Source organism: Pseudomonas sp. HMSC066A08, from assembly GCF_001813025.1.
Taxonomy (GTDB): domain Bacteria; phylum Pseudomonadota; class Gammaproteobacteria; order Pseudomonadales; family Pseudomonadaceae; genus Pseudomonas; species Pseudomonas aeruginosa.
Map to the genome: position 1 here is coordinate 18,535 of NZ_KV811299.1, position 22,029 is coordinate 40,563.

The following is a 22,029-nucleotide window of genomic DNA, read 5'->3' on the forward strand; positions in this document are numbered from 1 at the left end:
GTCAGTCCTTGCGCGCCGGCTCTTCGACCTTCTGCGCCTGGGCGTCGATGGTGTGCGGCTGGTTCAGCGGCTGGGCCGGCTGGGCGGCGGGCTGGTCCTTCTTGTCGTCTTCCTCGGTGTTCACCGCCTTGCGGAAGCCCTTGATCGCTTCGCCGACGTCGGAACCGAGGTTCTTCAGGCGCTTGGTGCCGAACACCAGTACCACGACGATCAGGATGACGATCCAGTGTTTCCAGTCAAAAATGCCCATGTCGTATTCCTCGCAATGTGTAGGTTCAGGCCGATGGTTGGCGGGCGGCTTTCTCGGCGTGGCCGGAAAGGCCGAAGCGGCGCTCCAGTTCGTCCAGCACGGCTTGCGGATGCTGGCCGAGGGCCGAGAGCATCACCAGCGAGTGGAACCAGAGGTCGGCGGTTTCGTAGATCAGGTCCTGGCAGTCGCCGCTGGCCGCGGCATCCTTGGCGGCGATGATGGCTTCCACCGACTCCTCGCCGACCTTCTCCAGGATCTTGTTCAGGCCCTTGTGGTACAGGCTGGCCACGTAGGAGCTATCGGGCGCGGCGTTCTTGCGCTCCTCGAGCACCGCCGCCAGGCGGGTCAGGGTGTCACTCATGGTGGTGTCCTGCGTGTTCGTAGATGGCGTCCGGGTCCTTCAGCACCGGATCGACGGTCTTCCAGGCGCCGTTCTCGAAGACGCGGTAGAAACAGCTTTCCCGGCCGGTATGGCAGGCGATCCCGCCGACCTGCTCGACCATCAGGATGACCACGTCGGCGTCGCAGTCCAGGCGCAGTTCGTGCAGCTTCTGCACATGCCCGGACTCCTCGCCCTTGCGCCACAGCTTGCCACGCGAACGCGACCAATAGATTGCACGGTTCTCGCTGGCGGTCAGGGCCAGCGCCTCGCGGTTCATCCAGGCCATCATCAGCACGCGCCCGGTCTCGTGATCCTGGGCAATCGCCGGGACCAGGCCGTCGGCGTTCCAGTGAATCTCATCCAGCCAGTCTTTCATGGTCTTTCCACGTTCGTTGCCGGTACGTTGCGCGCGTTTCCGGCGGAAATGGGAGTAGTGTGCCAGCCGGGAGCGCGACTGGCTATCGGCGCGGGCCTAGTGGCCGTGCGCGACGCTAGCGGCGCAGGATCAGGAACACCCCGCCGGCCAGCATCACCCACGCCGGCCAGGCTTCCAGCTGCTGGCCCAGGCCGACCTCGGCGGCGCCGACCAGCAGCACCGCGCCCACCAGGCGCCCGAGCCAGTCGTGGCGGGAACCTTTCCACTCCGGCGGCGGCGCATTGTGGGCGTGCGGTTGTGACAGGCGTTCGAGGGTATCGCGGGCCATTTGCGACAGGTGCGGCACCTGCTCGACCTGTTGCTGGAAATTGCGCAGCAGTTGCTTCGGGCTGACCCGTTCGCGCATCCAGCGCTCCAGGAACGGCTGGGCGGTGGCCCACAGGTCGAGTTCCGGGTAGAGCTGGCGGCCGAGGCCTTCGATGTTCAGCAGGGTCTTCTGCAGCAGCACCAGTTGCGGCTGGATCTCCATGTTGAAACGACGCGCGGTCTGGAACAGACGCAGCAGGACCTGGCCGAAGGAGATGTCCTTCAGCGGCTTCTCGAAGATCGGTTCGCAGACGGTACGGATCGCTGCCTCGAAGTCGTTGACCTTGGTTTCCGCCGGGACCCAGCCGGAGTCGATATGCAGTTGGGCGACCTTGCGGTAGTCGCGCTTGAAGAAGGCGATCAGGTTGCGCGCCAGGTAGTCCTGGTCCTCGTCGGTCAGGCTGCCGACGATGCCGCAGTCCACCGCGATGTATTGCGGGCTCCAGGGCGCGCGGGTGCTGACGAAGATGTTGCCGGGGTGCATGTCGGCATGGAAGAAGCTGTCGCGGAACACCTGGGTGAAGAAGATCTCCACGCCACGCTCGGCCAGTGCCTTGAAGTCGGTGCGCTGGTCGCGCAGGGTTTCCAGGTCGGTCACCGGGATGCCGTAGATGCGCTCCATCACCAGCACCTTGGGCCGGCACCAGTCCCAGTAGACCTGTGGCACGTAGAGCAGCGGCGAGCCTTCGAAGTTGCGTCGCAGCTGCGAGGCGTTGGCCGCCTCGCGGAGCAGGTCGAGTTCGTCGACGATGGTCTTCTCGTAGTCGCTGACCACTTCCACCGGGTGCAGGCGCCGCGCCTCGCTGGAGACCCGCTCGGCGAGGCGGGCGAGGATGAACAGCCAGGCGATGTCGGAGCGGATCACCGGTTCCAGGTTCGGCCGGATCACCTTCACCACCACTTCCTCGCCGCTCTTCAGGCGCGCGGCGTGGACCTGGGCCACCGAGGCGGAGGCCAGCGGTTCGCGTTCGAAGCGGGCGAAGACCTGTTCGATCTTCGCGCCCAGCTGTTCCTCGATGCGCTTGACCGCCAGCTCCGGCGGGAAGGGCGGCACCTTGTCCTGCAACCAGGCCAGTTCGTTGGCGATGTCGTCGGGCAGCAGGTCGCGGCGGGTGGAGAGAATCTGGCCGAACTTGATGAAGATCGGTCCGAGGTCCTGCAGCGCCAGGCGCAGGCGCGCGCCGCGGGTCAGTTCCAGCTTGCGCCGCGGCAGCCAGCGCCAGGGCAGGGTGGCACCGAGCAGGCGCAGCCACCAGGGCAGCATCGGCAGTTCGAGGATCAGGTCGTCCAGGCGGTAGCGGATGACGACGCGCTGGATGCGCAGGAGGCGGCGGAAAGCGAGGAGCTTCATGCGTCGGGCTTGGTCTTTTGGCTGAGGCGTCCGACGCGCGCGTCGAGACGATCGAGGGCCAGCTTCAGCTGGTCCAGTTCGGCGAAGCGGGCTTCGGCTTCGTGCTGGCCGACCAGCGTGCGGCTTTCCTCGGCAAGGTAGTCGGCCAGGTTCAGGCGCAGGCTGTGCAGGCTCTGCGCGCTCCAGCGCGAAGCGTCGCGCAGGCCGCTGCCGAGCACCTGGGTGGCGAGCGGGCCGAGCCAGCGCGACAGTTCGTACTCCCAGTCCAGCTCCAGGCTCTGCAGGATGCCGGCCAGTTCCAGCAGGGCCGCACTGTCGCCGTCCATGCTGACCTCCGGGCTGTGCAGGACGCGGGTCTTGTCGCGCGCCAGGGCCAGGTGCAGGAGGTTGCCGGCCGGCGCACGCAGGGTGCAGTCGACCTCCGCCTCATGCCGCGCGGCGAAGTGCAGGCCGTCGCCGGCGGGCAGGATGAAGACCCGCAGCGGCGGGCTCAGGCAGTCGACCTCGATGACCTTGGCGGAAAGCCTGCGCAGGCGCGGCAGCGCTGTCCCGTCGAGGCGCAGGACGCGATTGATGCCGGTTTCGGCGGCGGCCAGCACGGCCTGGATCAGCAGCGAGCTCATCGGCGCGCCCCCGGTTAAGGCTTGATACCGCGGTGCAGGGCGACAATGCCGCCGGTCATGTTGTGGTAGGTCACGCGGTCGAAGCCGGCTTCCACCATCATCGCCTTCAGGGTTTCCTGGTCGGGGTGCATGCGGATCGACTCGGCCAGGTAGCGATAGCTCTCGGAGTCGTTGGTGACCAGCTTGCCCATCAGCGGCAGCAGGCTGAACGAATAGGCGTCGTAGGCCTTGGACAGCAGGTTGCTGCTCGGCTTGGAGAACTCCAGCACCAGCAGGCGGCCACCGGGCTTGAGCACGCGCAGCATGGAGCGGATCGCTTCGTCCTTGTGGGTGACGTTGCGCAGGCCGAAGGCGATGGTCACGCAGTCGAAATGGTTGTCCGGGAAGGGCAGCTTCTCGGCGTCCGCCTGGACGAAGCTGACGTTGCCGGAGACGCCCTTGTCGAGCAGCTTGTCGCGGCCGACCTTGAGCATCGAGGCGTTGATGTCGGCCAGCACCACCTCGCCGGTCGGGCCGACCAGGCGCGAGAACTGCCGGGTCAGGTCGCCGGTGCCGCCGGCGATGTCGAGCACGCGGTTCCCGCTGCGCACGCCGGACAACTCGATGGTGAAGCGCTTCCACAGGCGATGGATGCCACCGGACATCAGGTCGTTCATCAGGTCGTACTTGGCTGCCACCGAGTGGAATACCTCGGCGACCTTTTTCGCCTTCTGGCTTTCCGGAACGTTCTGGTAGCCGAAGTGGGTGGTGGGTTCGGCGTCGGCGCCTTTGCGGGGATCGTTCATGACGTTCTCACCTGGAAAGAATGCCGGGCATTCTAACAGGATGTGGGGAAAGTGCTGTGCCGCCGTCCGACGGCGCGGGTGCGGTGTTTTGTCTGGCCGCGTATAGTTTTCCGATCTGCAATCAGGAGTCGATCCATGTCGCGTATCCACATCGAACGTCCGCACAGCCTGGGGCTGGACGCCGCACGGGCCAAGGCGGAGAAACTGGCCGAACGTCTGGCGAAGGAGCACGGCGTGCAGTGCGAATGGCAGGGCGACGAGCTGACCTTCAAGCGCAGCGGTGTCGACGGCAGGATCGCGGTAGGGGCGGACAAGGTCGCGGTGGACGTCAAGCTCGGCTTGATGCTGTCGGCCATGAGCGGCCTGCTCAAGGGCGAGATCGAGAAGGCGCTGGACAAGGCGCTGGCCTGATCCCGCCGGGCGTTCGCCGTCCTGGCGGCGCCCATCTTCCGCTTAGTATGCGGTTTCTAATTTTCCCCGATACCTTGCTCTCACGCTGCCAGCGTTCCGGCGGCGCCTGCGGTTTCTTCAATCCAACGAGCGTGAGGTGCCCCATGGCCAAGATTGCCCTGAAGAAAAAGACCGTTTCCGAATCCACTTCCCTGGTCTCCGAGATCCGCCACTATGCCCGCCAGATCTGGCTTGCCGGCCTGGGTGCGTATTCCCGCCTGGGCACCGAAGGCAGCGACTACTTCAAGGAATTGGTGAAAGCTGGCGAAGCCCTGGAGAAAAAAGGCAAATCGCTGGTCACAAGTCAGGTCGATTCGGCCAATGACAGTGTCAAGACCGGCCTCTCTTCGGTGAAGGGAAAAGTCGAAGACCAGCTCGACAGGATCGAGCAGGCATTCGACAGCCGTGTCGCTAGCACGTTGAACCGGATAGGCATACCTTCCCGGAACGATGTCGAAGCACTCTCTGCTAAGCTGGATGAGCTGAGCGCAGTGCTCGAGCGTGTCGCGAGAACCCAATAAGGAGAGCAGGATGGCTGGCAAGAAGAAGAGCGAAAAAGAGTCCAGTTGGATCGGCGAGATCGAGAAATACTCGCGGCAGATCTGGCTGGCTGGTCTGGGGGCCTACTCGAAGGTCAGCAAGGACGGCAGCAAGCTGTTCGAGACCTTGGTGAAAGACGGCGAGAAGGCTGAAAAAGAAGCGAAGTCCGATGTGGATGCGCAGGTCGGTGCGGCGAAGGCTTCCGCCCGCTCTGCGAAGAGCAAGGTCGACGAGGTTCGGGACCGTGCGCTCGGCAAGTGGAGTGAGCTCGAGGAAGCTTTCGACAAGCGCCTGAACAGCGCCATCTCGCGTCTCGGCGTGCCGAGCCGCAACGAGGTGAAGGAGCTGCACAGCAAGGTCGATACGCTGACCAGGCAGATCGAGAAACTCACCGGCGTCAGCGTCAAGCCGGCGGCGAAGGCAGCGGCCAAGCCTGCGGCGAAACCGGCTGCCAAGCCCGCGGCGAAAACCGCAGCGGCCAAGCCGGCAGCCAAACCGGCAGCCAAGGCCGCCGCCAAGCCTGCGGCGAAACCCGCGGCGAAAAAACCCGCTGCGAAAACCGCGGCAGCCAAGCCGGCCGCCAAGCCCGCCGCCAAACCGGCTGCGAAGGCCGCAGCGAAACCGGCGACCAAGCCGGCAGCCAAGGCCGCGGCGAAACCTGCTGCGAAACCTGCCGCAGCCAAGCCTGCCGCGAAGCCGGCAGCCAAGCCGGCCGCTGCGACCGCCGCCAAGCCCGCGGCGAAACCTGCCGCCAAGCCGGCTGCGAAAAAGCCTGCGGCGAAGAAGCCGGCAGCCAAGCCCGCCGCGGCGAAACCGGCCGCTCCCGCCGCGTCTTCGAGCGCGCCCGCTGCCCCCGCCGCCACACCGGCTGCCAGCGCTCCGGCAGCGAACGCTCCGGCGACGCCGAGCAGCCAGGGCTGAGTCCTGGCGGCAAGGCACACGCCCGGCACTCGCCGGGCGTTTTTCATTCCGGTCCCAGGTAGCGCTGCGCCAGGCTTTCCGCCGAGCGCTGGGCCTCGCTGCGCAGATGCGGGGCGACCAGCATCATGATCTGGTAGACCACCGTGCGCACCTCGCCCTTGCTGCCCAGTACCCGCTGGTAATCCAGGGAGAACAGCAGGGTCAGGGTGATCTGTTCGACCAGTTGGCCGAGTGCCGGCGCGTCGCTGCGCAACTGCCGGTCGGCCTTGAGGCGGGCCAGCAGGGTGGCCAGGGTCCGCTTCAGCGCGCCGAGCCAGGTACGGATGCCGCGAGCCAGCCGTGGCAGGCGCCCGGTCAGGTTGGACAGGTCCTGGAACAGGAAGCGGTAGTGGGCGAGGCGCTCGACGATCAGGTGCAGGAACAGCCAGTAGTCCTCCGCGCCCAGGCGCACCTCCTCGGGCGGATCGAGCAGCGGCGCCAACTCGGCCTGGAACCGCTCGAACAGCGCCATCACCAGCGGTTCCTTGCCATGGAAGTGGTAGTAGAGATTGCCCGGGCTGATGCCCAGTTCGTTGGCGATCTCCAGTGTCGAGACGTTGGGCTCGCCCTGTTCGTTGAACAGCAACAGCGAGCATTCGAGGATTCGGTCGCGTGTCTTCATCCGGACTTCTTCTGGGGATGGAGGTGCCCGGCTCCAGGCGCCCGGGCCGGATCTTTCAGCGTATATGCACGTAGGTGCCCGGGGCCGCTTCGAGGGGCGGATGCGCGGCGCTGCCAAGGTTGAAGTCAGGGTTGCCCAGCTCGCCCGAGCGCTCCTGCAGCCAGCCCAGCCAGACCGGCCACCAGCTGCCCTCTTCGCGCTTGGCGTCGTAGTACCAGGCGCGTGGATCGCTGCTCAGCTTGTCGTTCTCGAAGTAGCAGGCCTTGGGGTTTCCGGGAGGGTTGAGGATGCTCTGGATGTGCCCGCTGTTGGACAGGATGAAGCGGCGCTGGCCGCCCAGCAGGAGGGCCGAGCGATAGACCGCGTCCCAGGGCGTGATGTGGTCGGTGATGCCGGCGACGTGGAAGCTGTCGATCGCCACCTTGCCCAGGTCCACCGCGGTCCCGCTGACTTCCAGCGCGCCCGGGCGGGTCAGCGGGTTGTGCTTGAACAGGTCGAGCAGTTCGCCGTGGAACGCCGCGGGCAGCCGCGTGTTGTCGTTGTTCCAGTAGAGGATATCGAACGCCGGCGGCTGCCTGCCGAGCAGGTAGTTGTTGACCCAGTAGTTCCAGATGAGGTCGTTGGGGCGCATCCAGGCGAACACCTTGGCCATGTCGCGCCCGTCCAGCACGCCATGCTGGTAGGAGCGGCGCTTGCTGCTCTCCAGGGTCTGCTCGTCGGCGAAGAGCATCGCCGGGCTTTCCACCTGGCTGTCGAGCAGGCTGACCAGGTAGGTGACGCTACTGACCTTGCGCAGTTGCCGGCGCACCTGCAGGTGGCCGAGCAAGGCGGCCACGGTGAGCCCGCCGGCGCAGGCACCGGCCAGGTTCACGCTGCGGCTGCCGGTGATCTCGCGGCTGACCTCGATGGCCTGGTCGAGGGCCTCGACATAGGTGCTCAGGCCCCATTCGCGGTGCTGGGCGTCGGGGTTGCGCCAACTGATGACGAAGACCTGCAGGTTGTTCTTCAGGGCGTACTGGACGAAGCTCTTTTCCGGCGACAGGTCGAAGATGTAGTACTTGTTGATCTGCGGCGGCACGATCAGCAGGGGCTTGGCGTACTGGCGCTCGCCCAGCGGCTTGTACTGGATCAGTTCCAGCACCTCGTTGCGGAACACTACCGCGCCTTGCGTGGTGGCGAGGTTGCGGCCGATCTCGAAGGCGGTCTTGTTCACCTGGCTGGGCATGCCGCCGTTGTGCACCAGGTCTTCGAGCAGGTGGCGGACGCCATTGAGCAGGCTGATCCCGCCGGTATTGAACAGTTCCTTTACCGCTAGCGGATTGATCAGGCTGTTGCTGGGTGCCACGGCGTCGGAGAGCAAGGCGACGAGGAAGCGGGCGCGGGCGCGATCGTCGCAGTCCAGGTTGCTTTCGTCGATCCAGGCGAGCAGTTGCTTCTGCCACGCCAGGTAGGCCTGCAGGGTGCGCCGGTAGAAGGGATTGAGGCGCCAGGATGGATCCTGGAAGCGGGCGTCCTGTGGGTTCGGCTGGTGCAGGGTGTCGCCCAGCAGCACCTTGCCCAACTGGCCTCCGAAGGCGACCAGGTGCCGCGCACTGTGCAGCGGCTGGCGCAGGCCGTGGACAGCCAGGCTGCGGACCGTCGTCAGCAGGTCCTTGCCGCGCAGGCCGACGATGGCGCTCTGTGCACTCATGAACTCGGCGGGCACCGGCACGCTACCCGATTCCTGCTTTTCTCGCATGGACCACACTCCGTCGTAGGACCACAGTCTGGATGCCACGGGCGATCGTCCCCTGGCTCGGAATACTCAGTTATAGCCTGTGGATTCCGTTTCACCCGGGGCAGAACCGCACACCTGCCTGAACAGGGAGGATGCCGCCCGACAGTGGGGCAGCAAGCGCTGTACCACAACGCCGGGAGGGGCGTCGCAGAGCTTGCGCTGTCGCGGCGAAGCCAGGCGCCATGCGCCGTTGCGGAGCATTGACTATGCACCTGCACCATGACGAAGCAGTGTCTGCTGCCCTGGTGTTGCCCGTGCAGCAATTCAGCCGGTCTTGGGCAGGAACGGACGAGGGTGCATGACGGCGCGGCGGCGCTCCTCGGCGAGGAACTTCATGATGATCGGCGCCACCGATTCGGCGCGGGTCACCAGGAACAGGTGGCCGTCGTCGATCACGTGCAGTTCGGCGTTGGGAATGCGCCAGGCCAGCACGCGCATGTTGATCAGCGGGATGATCGGGTCGTCGTCGCCGGCCAGCACCAGGGTCGGCTGGCGGATCCGATGCAGCCAGTGGATGCTGGTCCAACCGAGCCCGGCGAACAGTTGCCAGTAGTAGCCCAGCTTGCCCGACGAACGCACCTTGCTGGCATGCGCCATGGCCAGCTTGGGGTCGCGGCGGAAGGCCCCGCCGTAGATGTCCGGGGCGATGTGTACGCCATAGGAGGGCTGGATGTAGCGCCGCGGGCTGGCCATGCGCATCAGTACCTTCGGCTTGCCCGGCACCATCACCGCGCCAGCCGAAGTGGCGGCGAGGATCAGCTTCTTGCAGCGTTCCGGATAGTCGTGGGCGAACTGCTGGGCCAGCGCGCCGCCCCAGGACACGCCGATCGCGTTGACCTGGCCGTAGTCCAGGTAGTCGAGCATCCGCGCCGCCAGCTTGGCCAGGCCGGGAAAGCGGTAGGGCACGCTGGGCGTCGAGGAACCGCCGACGCCGGGAACGTCGAAGGCGATCACCTCCAGTTCCGGGTCGAGCGCCTGGACGAAGGGGAATACCAGTTCCAGGTTGGCGCCTATGCCGTTGAAGATCAGCAGCGGAGTGCTTCCTTCCTTGCCCGGCCGCACTGCGGTGCGGATGGTCTGGCCGTCGAGGTCGATGGTCCGGAAGACGAAGGGCTGGGGCATGCTCGGGGGCCTCGGCGGCGCAGCCGCGGGCTCGGCGATACGGGGCCTGGCCGGCTTCCGCGCGGCGCGGGGCCGCGCCGGAGGCGCTGGCGGGGTTTCGTCGGCGGAGGCCGCGGATCGCTCCTGCGGCAGCTCTTCAGGTTGGTCGCTTTTCATCGTTCATGCACGTAGGTTCCGGGCGCGGCTTCGCCGGCCGGATAGGACTTGTTGCCCAGGCTGGCGGGCGCCTTGCGGGTCTTGCCGGAGCGTTCGGCCAACCATTGCTGCCAGTGCAACCACCACGAGTCGGCGTGCTTGCCGGCCTGTTCCAGCCAGGCCTTGGGCTCGGCGGGCAGTTCCGGATTGGTCATGAAGCGTGCCTTGGGGTTGCCCGGTGGGTTGAGGATGCTCTGGATGTGACCGCTGTTGGAGAGGATAAACTCGCACTTGCCGCCCAGCAGCCTGGCCGACTTGTAGCACGACTCCCAAGGGGTGATGTGGTCGTTCAGACCGGCGACACAGTAGAAGTCGCAAGTCACCTGCTTCAGGTCGATGGGCGTGCCGGAGACCTCCAGGGCGCCGGGGCGGTTCAGCGGGTTGCTCTTGAACAGTTCGACGAACTCGCCGTGCAGCGCGGCGGGCAGGCGCGTGGTGTCGTTGTTCCAGTAGAGGATGTCGAACGCCGGCGGCTGGTTGCCGAGCAGGTAGTTGTTGACCCAGTAGTTCCAGATGAGGTCGTTGGGGCGCATCCAGGCGAACACCTTGGCCATGTCCTTGCCCTCCAGCACGCCGGACTGGTAGGAGCGACGCTTGGCGGCCTCCAGGGTCTTCTCGTCGGCGAATAGCGCGACCTGGGTATTCAGTTCGAAGTCGAGCACGCTGACCAGTTGGGTGAAGGCGTTGACCTTCTTCTCGCCGCTGGCCACGTAGTGGCCGACCAGGGTCGCGGTGGTGATCCCGCCGGAGCAGGCGCCGAGGAGGTTGAGGTCCTTGCTGCCGGTGATCGACAGGACTACCTCGATGGCTTCCTTGAGCGCCTCGATATAGGTGGTCAGGCCCCATTCTCGCTGCGACTTGGTCGGGTTGCGCCAACTGACGATGAAGGTCTGCACGCCGTTGCGCAGGCAGAAGCGCGCCAGGCTCTTGTCCGGCGACAGGTCGAAGACGTAGAACTTGTTGATCTGCGGCGGCACCACCAGCAACGGGCGTTCGTGCACCGATTCGGTGATCGGCCGGTACTGGATCAGTTCCAGCACGTCGTTGCGGAATACCACTGCGCCCTCGGTGGTGGCCAGGTTCTTGCCCACCTCGAAGGCGTCCATGTCCACCTGGCTCGGCATCCCGCCGTTGTTCACCAGGTCCTTGGCCAGGTGGCCGAGGCCGTCCAGCAGGCTCTTGCCGCCGGTCTCGAAGAAGCGCTTGACCGCCGCCGGGTTGCTCAGGCTGTTGGTCGGCGACATCGCCTCGGTCAGCAGGTTGATGACGAACTGGCCACGACTGATGTCCTGCGGCGACAGGTCGCTGTGGCTGATCCAGCTGTGCAGTTCCTTGCGCCAGGCCAGGTAGGTCTGCATGTAGCGCTTGTACAGCGGATTCTGGCTCCAGGCCGGATCGGAAAAGCGTCGGTCGTCGTCGCCTGGGCGTAGCTCCGACTGGCCGAGCAGGACGTTCTTCAGCTCCAGGCTGAAATGCGCCACGTGCCTGGCGCTGTGCAGCGGCTGGCGCACCGCCTGGAGCAGGACCATGCGCGCGGAGGTGAGCAGGTCCTTGCCCCGGATGCCGATCACCGGATTCAGGTTCAGCGTGTTTTCCGCGGCTTGCTTGGGAAGCTCGTTATTGTTCTTCTGACTCATCGGCAACGCTCCATTGTTCGAGGCGAAACAGGGGACCGCAACGAAACCGGGGACCAGGTGTCCGGCCGGCTACTGCTCGACTACCAGCCCACCCGCACGTATCAGGGCGGGGCGGACGCACGTCAGGGAAGGGAACCCGGACAAGGGGGCTGCACCGTCTTGGTTACGCGAGTTTCCGCTGGCGTGCAAGCTGGCAGAAGCATCGGTGGCCGGCGTGTCTGGCCCGGCGAGCGGCCGACCTGCGGACTAGAGCGGTGCTGCCGTGCAGGGTAGGACATTCGCCGTGGCGACCGCGCCGACCGGATGTCTGGTCTGGCAGTCTGCGGGGCGAATGTTGCAAATGACGTGCCCTCGTTCGGGGCAGCGGGGAAAAATCGCCTGGATGCCGTGTGCCGCGAAGGGGCACTCGGCCCGGCGCTTCAGAGCATCAGCTTGACGACCGATTCGTCGGGGTCGCGCGACTTGCCGGCGCTGGCCAGCTCCGCCAGGTAGTCGGCCCATAGCTGGTCCTTGCGGGTCGCCAGCTCGTACAGGTAGTCCCAGGTGAACAGGCCGCTGTCGTGGCCGTCGTCGAAGCTCAGCTTCAGTGCGTACTGGCCGGCGGGTTCGACGCCGACCAGGCCGACGTTCAGCTTGCCGTACTGCAATACCGGGTTGCCGTGGCCCTGGACCTCGGCCGAGGGCGAATGCACGCGGAGGAACTCGGCGGGCAGGTCGTAGCTATCCTCGCCGTAGCGCAGGGTCAGGGTCTTCGAGGCTTTGTGCAGCTGGATGGCGGAAGGGATACGCATCGCATCGGACTCGCGGAAGGGCGGAGTACAAGGATACCCCGGTTCGGGGCCGCGCGGCCCGCCGCCACGGTGCTGGCCGTGGCGGCGGCGTTGGTCAAAGGATGTAGCGGGACAGGTCCTCGTCCTCGGCCAGCTCGCCGAGGTGGCTGTTGACGTAGCCGGCATCGATCAGGATCGGCTTGTCGCTATGCTCGCTGGCCAGGTCGGCGGCGCTGAACGAGACCTCTTCCAGCAGCCGCTCGAGCAGCGTATGCAGGCGGCGGGCACCGATGTTCTCGGTCTTCTCGTTGACCTGCCAGGCGATCTCGGCAAGGCGCTTGATGCCGTCCTCGGCGAACTCGATGGCCAGTCCCTCGGTCTTCAGCAGCTCGCGGTACTGCTCGGTGAGCGAGGCATGCGGCTCGGTGAGGATGCGCTCGAAATCGTTCGGGCTGAGGGCCTTGAGCTCCACGCGGATCGGCAGGCGGCCCTGCAGCTCGGGAACCAGGTCGCTCGGCTTGCTCAGGTGGAAGGCGCCGGAGGCGATGAACAGGATGTGGTCGGTCTTGACCATGCCCAGCTTGGTGTTCACCGTGCAGCCTTCGATCAGCGGCAGCAGGTCGCGCTGTACGCCCTCGCGGGAGACGTCGGCGCCGCCGGCGTTGGCGCGCTTGGCGATCTTGTCGATCTCGTCGATGAAGACGATGCCGTGCTGCTCGACCGCCTCCAGGGCGCGTGCCTTGAGCTCTTCCTCGTTGACCAGGCGCACCGCCTCTTCGTCGCGGATCAGCTTCAGGGCCTCGGCGACCTTAAGCTTGCGGGTCTTCTTCTTGCCCTTGCTCATGCCGGAGAACAGGTTCTGCAACTGGTTGGTCATTTCCTCCATGCCGGGCGGGGCCATGATCTCCACGCCGGCCGGGTTGTCGGCCACCTCGATGTCGATTTCCTTGTCGTCCAGCTGGCCTTCGCGCAGGCGCTTGCGGAACAGCTGACGGGTGTTGCTGTCCTCGCGTGCCGGCTCGTCGCCGAAGCCCATGGCGGGACGCGCGGCCGGCAGCAGGGCATCGAGGATGCGCTCTTCGGCGGCGTCCTCGGCGCGATACTTGACCTTCTGGATCTCCTGTTCGCGAAGCATCTTCACCGCGGCGTCGGCGAGATCGCGGATGATCGACTCGACGTCGCGTCCGACATAGCCGACCTCGGTGAACTTGGTCGCCTCGACCTTGATGAACGGCGCGTTCGCCAGGCGCGCCAGGCGGCGGGCGATCTCGGTCTTGCCGACGCCGGTGGGGCCGATCATGAGGATGTTCTTCGGCGTGACCTCGGCGCGCAGCTCGGCCGGCAGTTGCATGCGTCGCCAGCGGTTGCGCAGGGCGATGGCGACGGCGCGCTTGGCGTCGTCCTGGCCGATGATGTGGCGGTTGAGTTCGTGGACGATCTCGCGGGGCGTCATGGACATTCGTTTACTCCAGCGGGGGACGAGCGCTTCAGACGGCGCTGTCCAGCTCCTCGATGGTCAGGTTCTGGTTGGTGAAGACGCAGATCGAGCCGGCGATGTTCAGCGCGGTCTCGGCGACTTCCCGAGCGCTCAGCTCGGCGTTGTGCTGCAGCAGGGCCAGGGCCGCGGCCTGGGCGAAGCCGCCGCCGGAGCCCATGGCGATCAGGCCGTGTTCGGGTTCGACCACGTCGCCGTTGCCGGTGATGATCAGCGAGGCATCCTTGTTGGCGACCGCGAGCATGGCTTCGAGGCGGCTCAGGGAGCGGTCGGTGCGCCAGTCCTTGGCCAGTTCGACGGCAGCGCGGACCAGGTGCCCTTGGTGTTTCTCCAGTTGCTGCTCGAAGCGCTCGAACAGGGTGAAGGCATCGGCGGTGGCGCCGGCGAAACCGGCCAGGACCTGACCGTGATACAGGCGCCGGACCTTCTTGGCGTTGCCTTTCATCACGGTGTTGCCCAGGGAAACCTGGCCGTCGCCGCCCATGACGACTTTGCCGTTGCGGCGGACAGATACGATGGTGGTCAAGGGGGAAATCTCCACACTGCGGGGCCGAATGCCCGGAATGCTGGGAGATATAGGGGCGATCCGCGGCTTTTCAACCGCACGCACCGCCGTGCGTCGGAACGCACGGCGTGGCCCGCGCTCAGCGGGCCTTGCGTTGCTGTAACAGCAGGTTGCTGAAGCCGTTGGAGGACAGTGTCTTCTGTGCCTGGGACAACTGGTCGCGGCTGTTGAACGGGCCGACCATCACCCGGTACCAGGTCTCGTCGCGGACGTTGCCGGCCTCGACGTTCACCGACTGCCCGAGCAGGATGATCTGCGCACGCACGCGGTCGGCGTCGGACTGCTTGCGGAACGAGCCGGCCTGCAGGAAGAACTGCGTACTGGCGGCGACCACCGCTTTCGGCAGCGGCGGTGGCACCTGCCCGGCGAGTGCGGCCTTGGCCCGCGCTTCGTCGGCCTTGGCCAGCTCGGCGGGGGTGGGTGGCGGCGGGGCCTTCTCCGGTACCGCTTCCGGCGGTACCACGACCTCGGACTCCGGCAGCAGCGTGTAGAACTCGTACTTCGGCTTGGCCTGGGTCGGCGTTTGCGTTTGCGCGGGCTGCTGGGCCTGGCCGTTCTGCTGCGGCTGCTTACCCTGCACGGCGGCCGGGCGCTGGGCGTCCGGGCGTTCGCGCTGGACGTCCTTGCGCCCGGGTTCGAGCTTCATCAGGAACATGATGAAGCCGCCGATGGCCAGGCCGGCGACCAGCCAGACCCAGCCGGGAACGCCGTTCTTCGCGGCGGGCGCCTGGTAGCGGCTGGCGCCGCGCTTGGGGGCGGGTTTCTTCTTTGCCATGGGGGTTCCCGGACTCCTGTTCGGGCGGGTTCGATTACATGCGTTCCAGAGTCTTCAGACCGAGCAGCTCCAGGCCCTGTTCCAGGGTGCGGCCGGTCAGCGCGGCGAGACGCAGGCGGCTGTCCTTCTGCGCCGGGTCCTCGGCGGTGAGGATCGGGCAATGCTCGTAGAAGCTGGAGAACAGACCGGCCAACTCGTACAGGTAGGCGCAGAGCAGGTGCGGCACGCCCTTGAGCGCGACGTTGTTGATCAGGTCGCCGAACTGCGCCAGCTGTGCGGCCAGGGCCAGCTCCTGGGGCTGCTCGAGGACGATCTTCCCGCCCAGTTGCTCGCGGCCCTGGCCGAGCTTGCGGAAGACGCTGGCCACGCGGGTGCAGGCGTAGAGCAGGTAGGGTGCGGTGTTGCCTTCGAAGCTGAGCATCAGTTCGAAGTTGAAGCTGTAGTCACTGGTGCGGTGCTTGGACAGGTCGGCGTACTTCACCGAGTCGATCCCCACCACCCGGCCGATCTCGCGCAGCTGGACCTCGTCGAACGGCTCCTCGCCACGCTCGGCGCGCTGCTCGTTGCGTTCCTTGACCAGCGCATAGGCGCGGCTCTCGGCCTCTTCCAGCAGGTCGATCAGCTTCACCGTACCGCCGTCGCGGGTCTTGAACGGACGGCCGTCGGCGCCGTTCATGGTACCGAAGCCCATGTGCTCCAGCTCCATGCCGGCCGGAACGAAACCGGCGCGCCGCGCCACTTCGAAGACCTGCTGGAAGTGCAGGGCCTGGCGCTGGTCGACGAAGTACAGAACACGGTCGGCGTGCAGCACGTTGTGCCGATAACGCATGGCGGCGAGGTCGGTGGTGGCGTAGAGGTAGCCGCCGCCGGCCTTCTGCACGATCACCGGGAGCGGATTGCCCTCGGCGTTCCTGAACTCTTCGAGGAAGACGCACAGCGCGCCGTTGTCTTCGGTGAGCAGGCCCTTGGCGGTCAGGTCGGCGACCACCTGGGCGAGGTCGTCGTTGTAGGCGCTCTCGCCCATGACGTCGGCCATGCTCAGCTTCACGCCGAGACGGTCGTAGACCTTCTGGCAGTGCGACAGGGAAATCTCGTTGAAGCGGGTCCACAGGCGCAGGCAGTCGGGGTCGCCGGTCTGCAGCTTGACCACCAGCTCGCGGGCGCGGTCGGCGAACTCGGGAGACTCGTCGAAGCGTTTCTTCGCCGCGCGGTAGAAGACCTCCAGGTCATGCAGCTCGGCCTCGGCGTCGACCGGTTGCTCTTCCAGGTAGGCGAGCAGCATGCCGAACTGGGTGCCCCAGTCGCCGACGTGGTTCTGCCGGATCACCGTGTCGCCGAGGAACTCGAGGACGCGCGCGACGGCGTCGCCGATGATGGTCGAGCGCAGGTGGCCGACGTGCATTTCCTTGGCCAGGTTCGGCGAGGACAGGTCGATCACCACGCGCTGCGCCGGGCCTGCCTTGCGCACGCCGAGACGTTCGTCGGCGAGGGCGCGGTCGAGGCTGGCGGCGAGCCAGACGTGATCCTGGAAGAAGTTGAGGAAGCCGGGGCCGGCGATCTCCACCTTGGCCAGTTGCTCGTGGGCGGGGATTGCCTCGACCAGCCTGGCGGCCAGGTCGCGCGGCTTCATACCGGCCGGCTTGGCCAGCATCATGGCGATGTTGCTGGCGAAATCGCCGTGGCTACGGTCCTTGGTGTTCTCCACCTGGATGTCCGGGGTCAGGCCGGCGGGCAGGGTGCCGTCCGCGGTCAGTTGGTCGAGGGCTTGCTGGATCAGCTGGCGAATCGTGTCTTTCATCGTTCTCTCCGTGCTCGCGGGCAGAGGGGCGGCGCGCGACGGTCGGGCAGGGGAAGGGCCGGCGGATGCGGCGCTCCGAAGTTCAGTCCCCGCGATGTGCGCGGGGTGGCCGGTCGAGGCTCAGAACCGCGCATTATCCGTGGGCGGACAGGCGTTGCCAACCGTTGCGGCGATTAGCCGACAGTTTGCGCCGGACATCGCGGATTCCGGCTGACCCCAGTCAAGCGGGGCGTCTTCCTGGAAAGCGCTCAGAACAGGTCGATCGGGTCGATATCGAGTGACCAGCGCACCTGGCGCCCGCCGGGCAACTGTTCGAGGCTCTGCAGCCAGGGCGTCAGCAAGCGATGCAGCGGCGCCCGGCTCATGCACTGCAGCAGCAGCTGCGCGCGGTGCTTGCCGGCACGCCGCTCCATGGGCGCGGGTACCGGCCCGAGCAGTTCCACCTCCGGTCCGCCCATCTGCTCGAGCAATTGCTCGGCGGCACTGCAGGCGCTGTCGAGGAAGGCTTCCGCCTGGCCCGGCTTGTGCGCTTCGGCGCGCAGCAGGGCGAGGTGGGCGAAGGGCGGCAGGCCGGCGGCGCGGCGTTCGCTGAGGGCCTGTTCGGCAAAGGCGAAGTAGCCGTCCTCGGTGAGCTGGACCAGCAGCGGGTGATCGGCCAGGTGGGTCTGGATCAGTACCCGTCCGGGCTCCTCGGCGCGTCCTGCGCGGCCGGCGACCTGGACGATCTGCTGGGCCATGCGTTCGCTGGCGCGGAAGTCGGCGGAAAACAGGCCGCCATCGGCATCGAGGATCGCCACCAGGGTGACCCGTGGGAAGTGGTGCCCCTTGGCGAGCATCTGGGTGCCGACCAGGATGCATGGCTCACCGCTGTTGATGGTGGCGAAGAGGTCGCGCATGGCGTGCTTGCGCGAGGTGCTGTCGCGGTCGATGCGCAGCACCGGATGGTTCGGGAAGAGAATCCGCAGGCGTTCCTCGGCGCGCTCGGTGCCGGCGCCTACCGGGCGCAGGTCGAGCTTGCCGCATTGCGGGCAGTTCATCGGCGGCCGCTGGCGGTGGTCGCAGTGGTGGCAGCGCAACTCGCCGCTGCCCTGATGCACGGTCATCCGCGCGTCGCAGCGCGGGCATTGGCTGATCCAGCCGCAGTCGTGGCAAAGCAGGGTCGGAGCGAAGCCGCGGCGGTTGAGGAACACCAGAACCTGCTGGCCGGCCGCCAGGGTATCGCCGATAGCCTGTTGCAGCGGACGGGAAAGGCCGGCGTCGAGCGGCATGCTCTTCACGTCGAGGCGGATGAACTTCGGCGGGTGCGCGCCACCGGCGCGCTGGGTCAGGCGCAGCAGGCCGTAGCGGCCGGCCTGGGCGTTGTGCAGGCTTTCCAGGGCGGGCGTGGCCGAACCGAGCAGGATCGGCACGTTCTCCAGGCGCGCGCGTACCAGTGCCAGGTCGCGGGCGTGGTAGCGCAGGCCGTCCTGCTGTTTATAGGAGGCGTCGTGTTCCTCATCGACGATGATCAGTCCCGGCCGCTTCAGCGGAGTGAACAGTGCCGAGCGGGTGCCGATGACGATATCGGCCTCGCCATCCCGGGCGGCGAGCCAGGCGTCGAGGCGCTCGCGGTCGGTCAGGGCCGAGTGCAGCAGGGCGATGCGCGCGTTGAAGCGGCGCTCGAAACGCGCCAGGGTCTGCGGACCCAGGTTGATCTCGGGAATCAGCACCAGGGCCTGGCGGCCTGCGGCCAGGGTTTCGCGGATCAGTTGCAGGTAGACCTCGGTCTTGCCGCTGCCGGTGACCCCGGCCAGCAGGAAGCAATGGAAACCGCCGTGGCTGGCGCGGACCGCCTCGAAGGCGGCGCGCTGCTCGGGGTTCAGCGGCAACTCCGCCTGGGCCAGCCAGCCGCCTTCGCGCGGCGGGGTGCTGTGGCGCCGCACCTCCAGTTCGACCAGGCCTTTTTCCTTGAGCAGGTCGAGGCTGTCCTTGTTTATCTGCAACTGGTTCAGCAACTCATGGGACACCCCGTGCGGATGCTGCTTGAGAATCGCCAGGGCCTGGCGCTGGCGCGGTGCGCGGGCCAGGCGCGGATCGTCGAGGCTGGATTGCGCGGTGGCATGCCAGAAGCGCTGCTGGCGCGCCTCGGCCGGCTCGCCCTGGCGCAACAGGTTGGGCAGCGCCCAGGACAGGGTGTCGCCGAGGCTGTGCTGGTAGTACTGGGCGGTCCAGCGACAGAGTTCGAGCAGGTGCGCCGGCATCGGCGGCTTGGCGTCGAGTACCCTGAGGGCAGGCTTGAGCTTGTCTTCGGGTACTTCGGAACGATCCGTCATCTCTATCAGAACGCCAACCAGCTCCCGGCGCCCGAACGGCACCAGCAGGCGAATCCCCGGCTGTAGGGCGCTGCGCGGAATGCCGCGGGGCGCGCGGTAGTCGAACAGGCGGCGGAGTGGCGAAGGCAGGGCTAGGCGTAGGATCAGGTCTGACACTCAGCGGCTTCCGGGGATGAAGGAAACGAGGACTGGGCCGGCGATGTTAGCAGACGACCGGCGGGCGGGGTCGCTTGCATAGATGAATCGGTCTGGTATGATCCACGCCCTTAATTACGTGCGGTGCCTGGTAAACGCGCTGGGTGGCGGCACACAACGCCTCGAGGATTGAATCATGAAAGCGGACATCCATCCGACTTACGAAGCTATCGAAGCTACCTGCAGCTGCGGTAACGTCATCAAGACCCGTTCCACCCTGTGCAAGCCGATCCACCTGGACGTGTGCTCCGAATGCCACCCGTTCTACACCGGCAAGCAGAAGGTGCTGGACACCGGCGGCCGTATCGACCGCTTCAAGCAGCGTTTCGGCGTATTCGGCGCCACCAAGTAAGCCGCTTGCCGCGAACGCGCGCAATGCTACTTGTCGCTGTACCGAGAAAGGCGTCCCTGGTGGGCGCCTTTTTCATGTCCGTGGTTTCCGCCTTCGCCGGTGCGGCAGAGGTCTGCCGGCCTACCGGTGCCTTGCAGAACGTCGAGGTGGCGCGGGTGGTGGACGGCGATACCGTGCGCCTGCGCGATGGCCGCAGCGTGCGGCTGATCGGTATCAACGCGCCTGAGCTGGCGCACAACGGTCGCACCACCGAGCCCTTCGCCGAAGCCGCGAAGCAGCGGCTGCAGGCGCTGGTATCGGCCAGCGACGGGCGTCTCGCCCTGCAGCCGGGCCGCCAGGCCCGCGATCACTACGGGCGGACCCTGGCGCACCTGTTCGATGCCAGCGGCGCCAACCTCGAGGCGCGCCTGCTCGGCGAGGGCCTGGGCTACCTGGTGGCGGTCGCGCCGAACACCGAGCTGACGGCCTGTCAGCAAGCGGCGGAACGTGCAGCGCGTTCGGCTAATCTAGGTGTATGGAAGCGTTCGCCGGTGCTTTCGCTCGATCGACTGGCGCAGAGCGGCTTCGCCGTGGTCCGCGGGCGGGTGCTCGAGGTCGAACGCAACCGGGGCGGTATCTGGCTGGAGATGGACGGTCCGTTGGTCCTGCGGATCGAGCCGAAGGTGCTCAAGGCGTTCGATGCGAAACGGGTGATGCAGATGGCGGGACGTTCGCTGGAAGTGCGTGGCTGGGTGGTCGATCGTTCCCGCCGTGGCGCGGTGCCGGCCGGCAAGGCGCGCTGGCAGATGTCGGTGACCGATCCGGCGATGCTGGAGTGGTTGCCATGAGGGCCGCCTGGCTCCTGCTGCTGTTGCTGGGAGTCGGCGCGCTGGGCGGCTGCGCGGTGAACCCGGCCACCGGCAAGAGCGATTTCGTGATGATGAGCGAGCAGCAGGAACTCGGCATGGGCGCTCGCTACAACCAGGAAATCCTCAAGCAGTTCCCTCGCTACAACGATGAAAAGCTCCAGGCCTACGTGCAACGGGTAGGCGAGCGGGTCGCACGCAGCAGCCACCGCAGCAACCTGCAATACCATTTCACCGTCATCGACTCGCCGGACATCAACGCCTTCGCCCTGCCGGGCGGCTACATCTATATCCATCGCGGACTGATCGCCTACCTTGGCTCCGAGGCCGAACTGGCCGCGGTGCTCGGTCATGAGGTCGGCCATGTCACGGCGCGCCACAGCGTGCGCCAGCAGAGCCAGGCCAGCGCCTGGAACATCCTTGGCCAGGCCGTGGCGATCGGCACCGGGGTCGGCGCCGCCGGCGACCTGGCCAACGTGCTCGGCACGGCCTTCGTCCGCGGCTACGGGCGGGACATGGAACTGGAAGCCGATGGTCTCGGCGCCCAGTACCTGGCCCGCGCTGGCTACGATTCGACGGCGATGATCCAGGTGGTGCGGGTGCTGAAGAACCAGGAGGACTTCGCTCGCGAAGAGGCTGCGCGCAATGGCCAGGCGGTGCAGGCCGGCGGTTACCACGGGTTGTTCGATACCCATCCGGACAACGACCGGCGTCTGCAGGAAGTGGTCGGCCCGGCTCGGCAACTGGCCAACGGACAGCAGGAAGTGGGGCGCGAGGTCTTTCTTCGTCATCTGGAAGGCATGCCCTTCGGCGACTCGGCATCGGCCGGGGTGCGTCGCGGGCAGAACTTCTACCATGCCGAGCTGGACTTCACCCTGAGCTATCCTGCGGGCTGGAAGATCCTCAACCAGCCCAGCGCCCTGCTTGGCTATCCGGCGGACGAGCAGTCGTTCATCGGCATGAAGCTGGTGCCCCATGATTCCCGCCTGACGCCCGCGGAGTTCCTGCGCAAGAATGCCGGGCAACGGCTGGCCCAGGAAGAGTCGCTGAAACAGGCCGGACTGAACGGCTACACGGCGGTGGTGCCAGGCAACCCGGCGCGACGGGTTGCTGTGATCTACCAGGGCGACCGCGCCTACCTGTTCGTCGGCGTGGTCAAGGTCGGTTCCCTGGAGACCCAGGACGACCGCTTCCTCAGCGTGATCCGCAGCTTCCGTCCGCTGCGCGACAAGGAGCGGGCCCTGGCGCAGCCGCGACGCCTGCATCTGGTGCAGGTCAAGGCGGGGCAGACGCTGGAGCAATTGGCGGCTGGCGGCGAGGGGTCATTGAGTGACTCCGTGGCTCGTCTGCGTCTGCTGAATGACCTTTATCCGAGCGGTGAGCCCCGTCCGGGCGATTGGCTTAAAGTCGTACGCTAGAGGTCTTGACAGCCGGGTCCTGACGATCTTGTGGGGCGTCGTCTTCTTGCGTATGCTCGGTCGCCCCG

The 22,029-nt window shown here is 66.6% G+C and carries 22 protein-coding genes; 6 read left to right on the forward strand and 16 right to left on the reverse strand.

Going from position 1 to position 22,029, the window contains the following annotated elements; genetic code table 11:
- Position 1: 1 nt before the first annotated feature.
- The 6 genes from HMPREF2886_RS13940 to ubiE form a co-directional block, all read right to left on the reverse strand.
- On the reverse strand, positions 2-250 hold the full coding sequence (locus tag HMPREF2886_RS13940; RefSeq protein ID WP_003095893.1) for a twin-arginine translocase TatA/TatE family subunit: 249 nt from the start codon (positions 248-250) through the stop codon (positions 2-4).
- Positions 251-275: 25 nt separating this feature from the next.
- On the reverse strand, positions 276-611 hold the full coding sequence (locus HMPREF2886_RS13945; protein WP_003095892.1) for a phosphoribosyl-ATP diphosphatase: 336 nt from the start codon (positions 609-611) through the stop codon (positions 276-278).
- On the reverse strand, positions 604-1,008 hold the full coding sequence (gene hisI, locus HMPREF2886_RS13950; protein WP_003095888.1) for a phosphoribosyl-AMP cyclohydrolase: 405 nt from the start codon (positions 1,006-1,008) through the stop codon (positions 604-606). Before hisI ends, HMPREF2886_RS13945 begins: the two co-directional genes overlap by 8 nt.
- Positions 1,009-1,123: 115 nt before the next feature.
- Positions 1,124-2,725 (reverse strand): ubiquinone biosynthesis regulatory protein kinase UbiB, encoded by a 1,602-nt coding sequence (gene ubiB, locus HMPREF2886_RS13955; protein ID WP_003116128.1) that lies wholly within the window; start codon positions 2,723-2,725, stop codon positions 1,124-1,126.
- Complete coding sequence (locus HMPREF2886_RS13960) at positions 2,722-3,348, reverse strand: ubiquinone biosynthesis accessory factor UbiJ (RefSeq protein ID WP_033967757.1); 627 nt, start codon at positions 3,346-3,348, stop codon at positions 2,722-2,724. The genes ubiB and HMPREF2886_RS13960 overlap by 4 nt, the downstream gene beginning before the upstream one ends.
- A 14-nt stretch (positions 3,349-3,362) precedes the next feature.
- A complete protein-coding gene (gene ubiE, locus HMPREF2886_RS13965) occupies positions 3,363-4,133 on the reverse strand; it encodes a bifunctional demethylmenaquinone methyltransferase/2-methoxy-6-polyprenyl-1,4-benzoquinol methylase UbiE (RefSeq protein WP_003103462.1) in 771 nt (256 codons plus the stop codon).
- A gap of 135 nt (positions 4,134-4,268) precedes the next feature.
- On the opposite strand from ubiE, the gene HMPREF2886_RS13970 reads away from it, so the two are divergent.
- The 3 genes from HMPREF2886_RS13970 to HMPREF2886_RS13980 all read left to right on the forward strand — a co-directional run bounded on the left by HMPREF2886_RS13970 (position 4,269) and on the right by HMPREF2886_RS13980 (position 6,044).
- The gene (locus tag HMPREF2886_RS13970; protein ID WP_003095874.1) at positions 4,269-4,544 is read left to right on the forward strand and encodes a polyhydroxyalkanoic acid system family protein; all 276 of its coding nucleotides are present in this window, start codon (positions 4,269-4,271) and stop codon (positions 4,542-4,544) included.
- Positions 4,545-4,687: 143 nt separating this feature from the next.
- Positions 4,688-5,104: a phasin family protein gene (locus tag HMPREF2886_RS13975; RefSeq protein WP_003103463.1), complete on the forward strand. Its 417-nt coding sequence runs from the start codon at positions 4,688-4,690 to the stop codon at positions 5,102-5,104.
- 10 nt (positions 5,105-5,114) lie between these two features.
- Positions 5,115-6,044: a phasin family protein gene (locus HMPREF2886_RS13980; RefSeq protein ID WP_033967758.1), complete on the forward strand. Its 930-nt coding sequence runs from the start codon at positions 5,115-5,117 to the stop codon at positions 6,042-6,044.
- Positions 6,045-6,087: 43 nt separating this feature from the next.
- On the opposite strand, the gene HMPREF2886_RS13985 is transcribed toward HMPREF2886_RS13980, so the two are convergent.
- The 10 genes from HMPREF2886_RS13985 to HMPREF2886_RS14030 form a co-directional block, all read right to left on the reverse strand.
- Entirely contained in the window at positions 6,088-6,705 is a 618-nt protein-coding gene (locus HMPREF2886_RS13985) for a TetR/AcrR family transcriptional regulator (RefSeq protein ID WP_003103292.1), read from the reverse strand.
- A gap of 55 nt (positions 6,706-6,760) precedes the next feature.
- Positions 6,761-8,443, reverse strand: a complete 1,683-nt coding sequence (gene phaC, locus HMPREF2886_RS13990) for a class II poly(R)-hydroxyalkanoic acid synthase (protein ID WP_033977040.1) — start codon at positions 8,441-8,443, stop codon at positions 6,761-6,763.
- A gap of 303 nt (positions 8,444-8,746) precedes the next feature.
- Entirely contained in the window at positions 8,747-9,604 is an 858-nt protein-coding gene (gene phaZ / locus HMPREF2886_RS13995; RefSeq protein ID WP_003095866.1) for a poly(3-hydroxyalkanoate) depolymerase, read from the reverse strand.
- Between the two features lie 152 nt (positions 9,605-9,756).
- Positions 9,757-11,436: a class II poly(R)-hydroxyalkanoic acid synthase gene (phaC, locus tag HMPREF2886_RS14000; RefSeq protein ID WP_033967761.1), complete on the reverse strand. Its 1,680-nt coding sequence runs from the start codon at positions 11,434-11,436 to the stop codon at positions 9,757-9,759.
- A gap of 419 nt (positions 11,437-11,855) precedes the next feature.
- Positions 11,856-12,227 carry a gamma-butyrobetaine hydroxylase family protein gene (locus tag HMPREF2886_RS14005; RefSeq protein ID WP_003095857.1) on the reverse strand — a complete coding sequence of 124 codons (372 nt, stop codon included), beginning with the start codon at positions 12,225-12,227 and terminating at the stop codon, positions 11,856-11,858.
- A 94-nt stretch (positions 12,228-12,321) separates the two neighbouring features.
- Complete coding sequence (hslU, locus tag HMPREF2886_RS14010) at positions 12,322-13,665, reverse strand: ATP-dependent protease ATPase subunit HslU (protein WP_003095854.1); 1,344 nt, start codon at positions 13,663-13,665, stop codon at positions 12,322-12,324.
- Positions 13,666-13,693: 28 nt separating this feature from the next.
- Positions 13,694-14,227, reverse strand: coding sequence for an ATP-dependent protease subunit HslV (gene hslV / locus HMPREF2886_RS14015; RefSeq protein ID WP_003095852.1), 534 nt, complete (start codon positions 14,225-14,227; stop codon positions 13,694-13,696).
- A 118-nt stretch (positions 14,228-14,345) separates the two neighbouring features.
- Positions 14,346-15,041 (reverse strand): SPOR domain-containing protein, encoded by a 696-nt coding sequence (locus HMPREF2886_RS14020; protein ID WP_039026604.1) that lies wholly within the window; start codon positions 15,039-15,041, stop codon positions 14,346-14,348.
- Between the two features lie 34 nt (positions 15,042-15,075).
- The gene (gene argS, locus HMPREF2886_RS14025) at positions 15,076-16,839 is read right to left on the reverse strand and encodes an arginine--tRNA ligase (protein ID WP_070747658.1); all 1,764 of its coding nucleotides are present in this window, start codon (positions 16,837-16,839) and stop codon (positions 15,076-15,078) included.
- Positions 16,840-17,087: 248 nt separating this feature from the next.
- Positions 17,088-19,307 carry a primosomal protein N' gene (locus HMPREF2886_RS14030; RefSeq protein WP_033967765.1) on the reverse strand — a complete coding sequence of 740 codons (2,220 nt, stop codon included), beginning with the start codon at positions 19,305-19,307 and terminating at the stop codon, positions 17,088-17,090.
- Positions 19,308-19,482: 175 nt separating this feature from the next.
- On the opposite strand from HMPREF2886_RS14030, the gene rpmE reads away from it, so the two are divergent.
- Genes rpmE through HMPREF2886_RS14045 form a run of 3 tightly spaced genes read left to right on the forward strand, consistent with a single transcriptional unit; the run spans position 19,483 to position 21,961 of the window.
- Positions 19,483-19,698 carry a 50S ribosomal protein L31 gene (gene rpmE / locus HMPREF2886_RS14035; RefSeq protein WP_003095846.1) on the forward strand — a complete coding sequence of 72 codons (216 nt, stop codon included), beginning with the start codon at positions 19,483-19,485 and terminating at the stop codon, positions 19,696-19,698.
- 59 nt (positions 19,699-19,757) lie between these two features.
- Positions 19,758-20,525 (forward strand): thermonuclease family protein, encoded by a 768-nt coding sequence (locus tag HMPREF2886_RS14040; RefSeq protein ID WP_025271418.1) that lies wholly within the window; start codon positions 19,758-19,760, stop codon positions 20,523-20,525.
- On the forward strand, positions 20,522-21,961 hold the full coding sequence (locus tag HMPREF2886_RS14045) for a M48 family metalloprotease (RefSeq protein WP_033977035.1): 1,440 nt from the start codon (positions 20,522-20,524) through the stop codon (positions 21,959-21,961). Before HMPREF2886_RS14040 ends, HMPREF2886_RS14045 begins: the two co-directional genes overlap by 4 nt.
- Positions 21,962-22,029 lie beyond the last annotated feature (68 nt).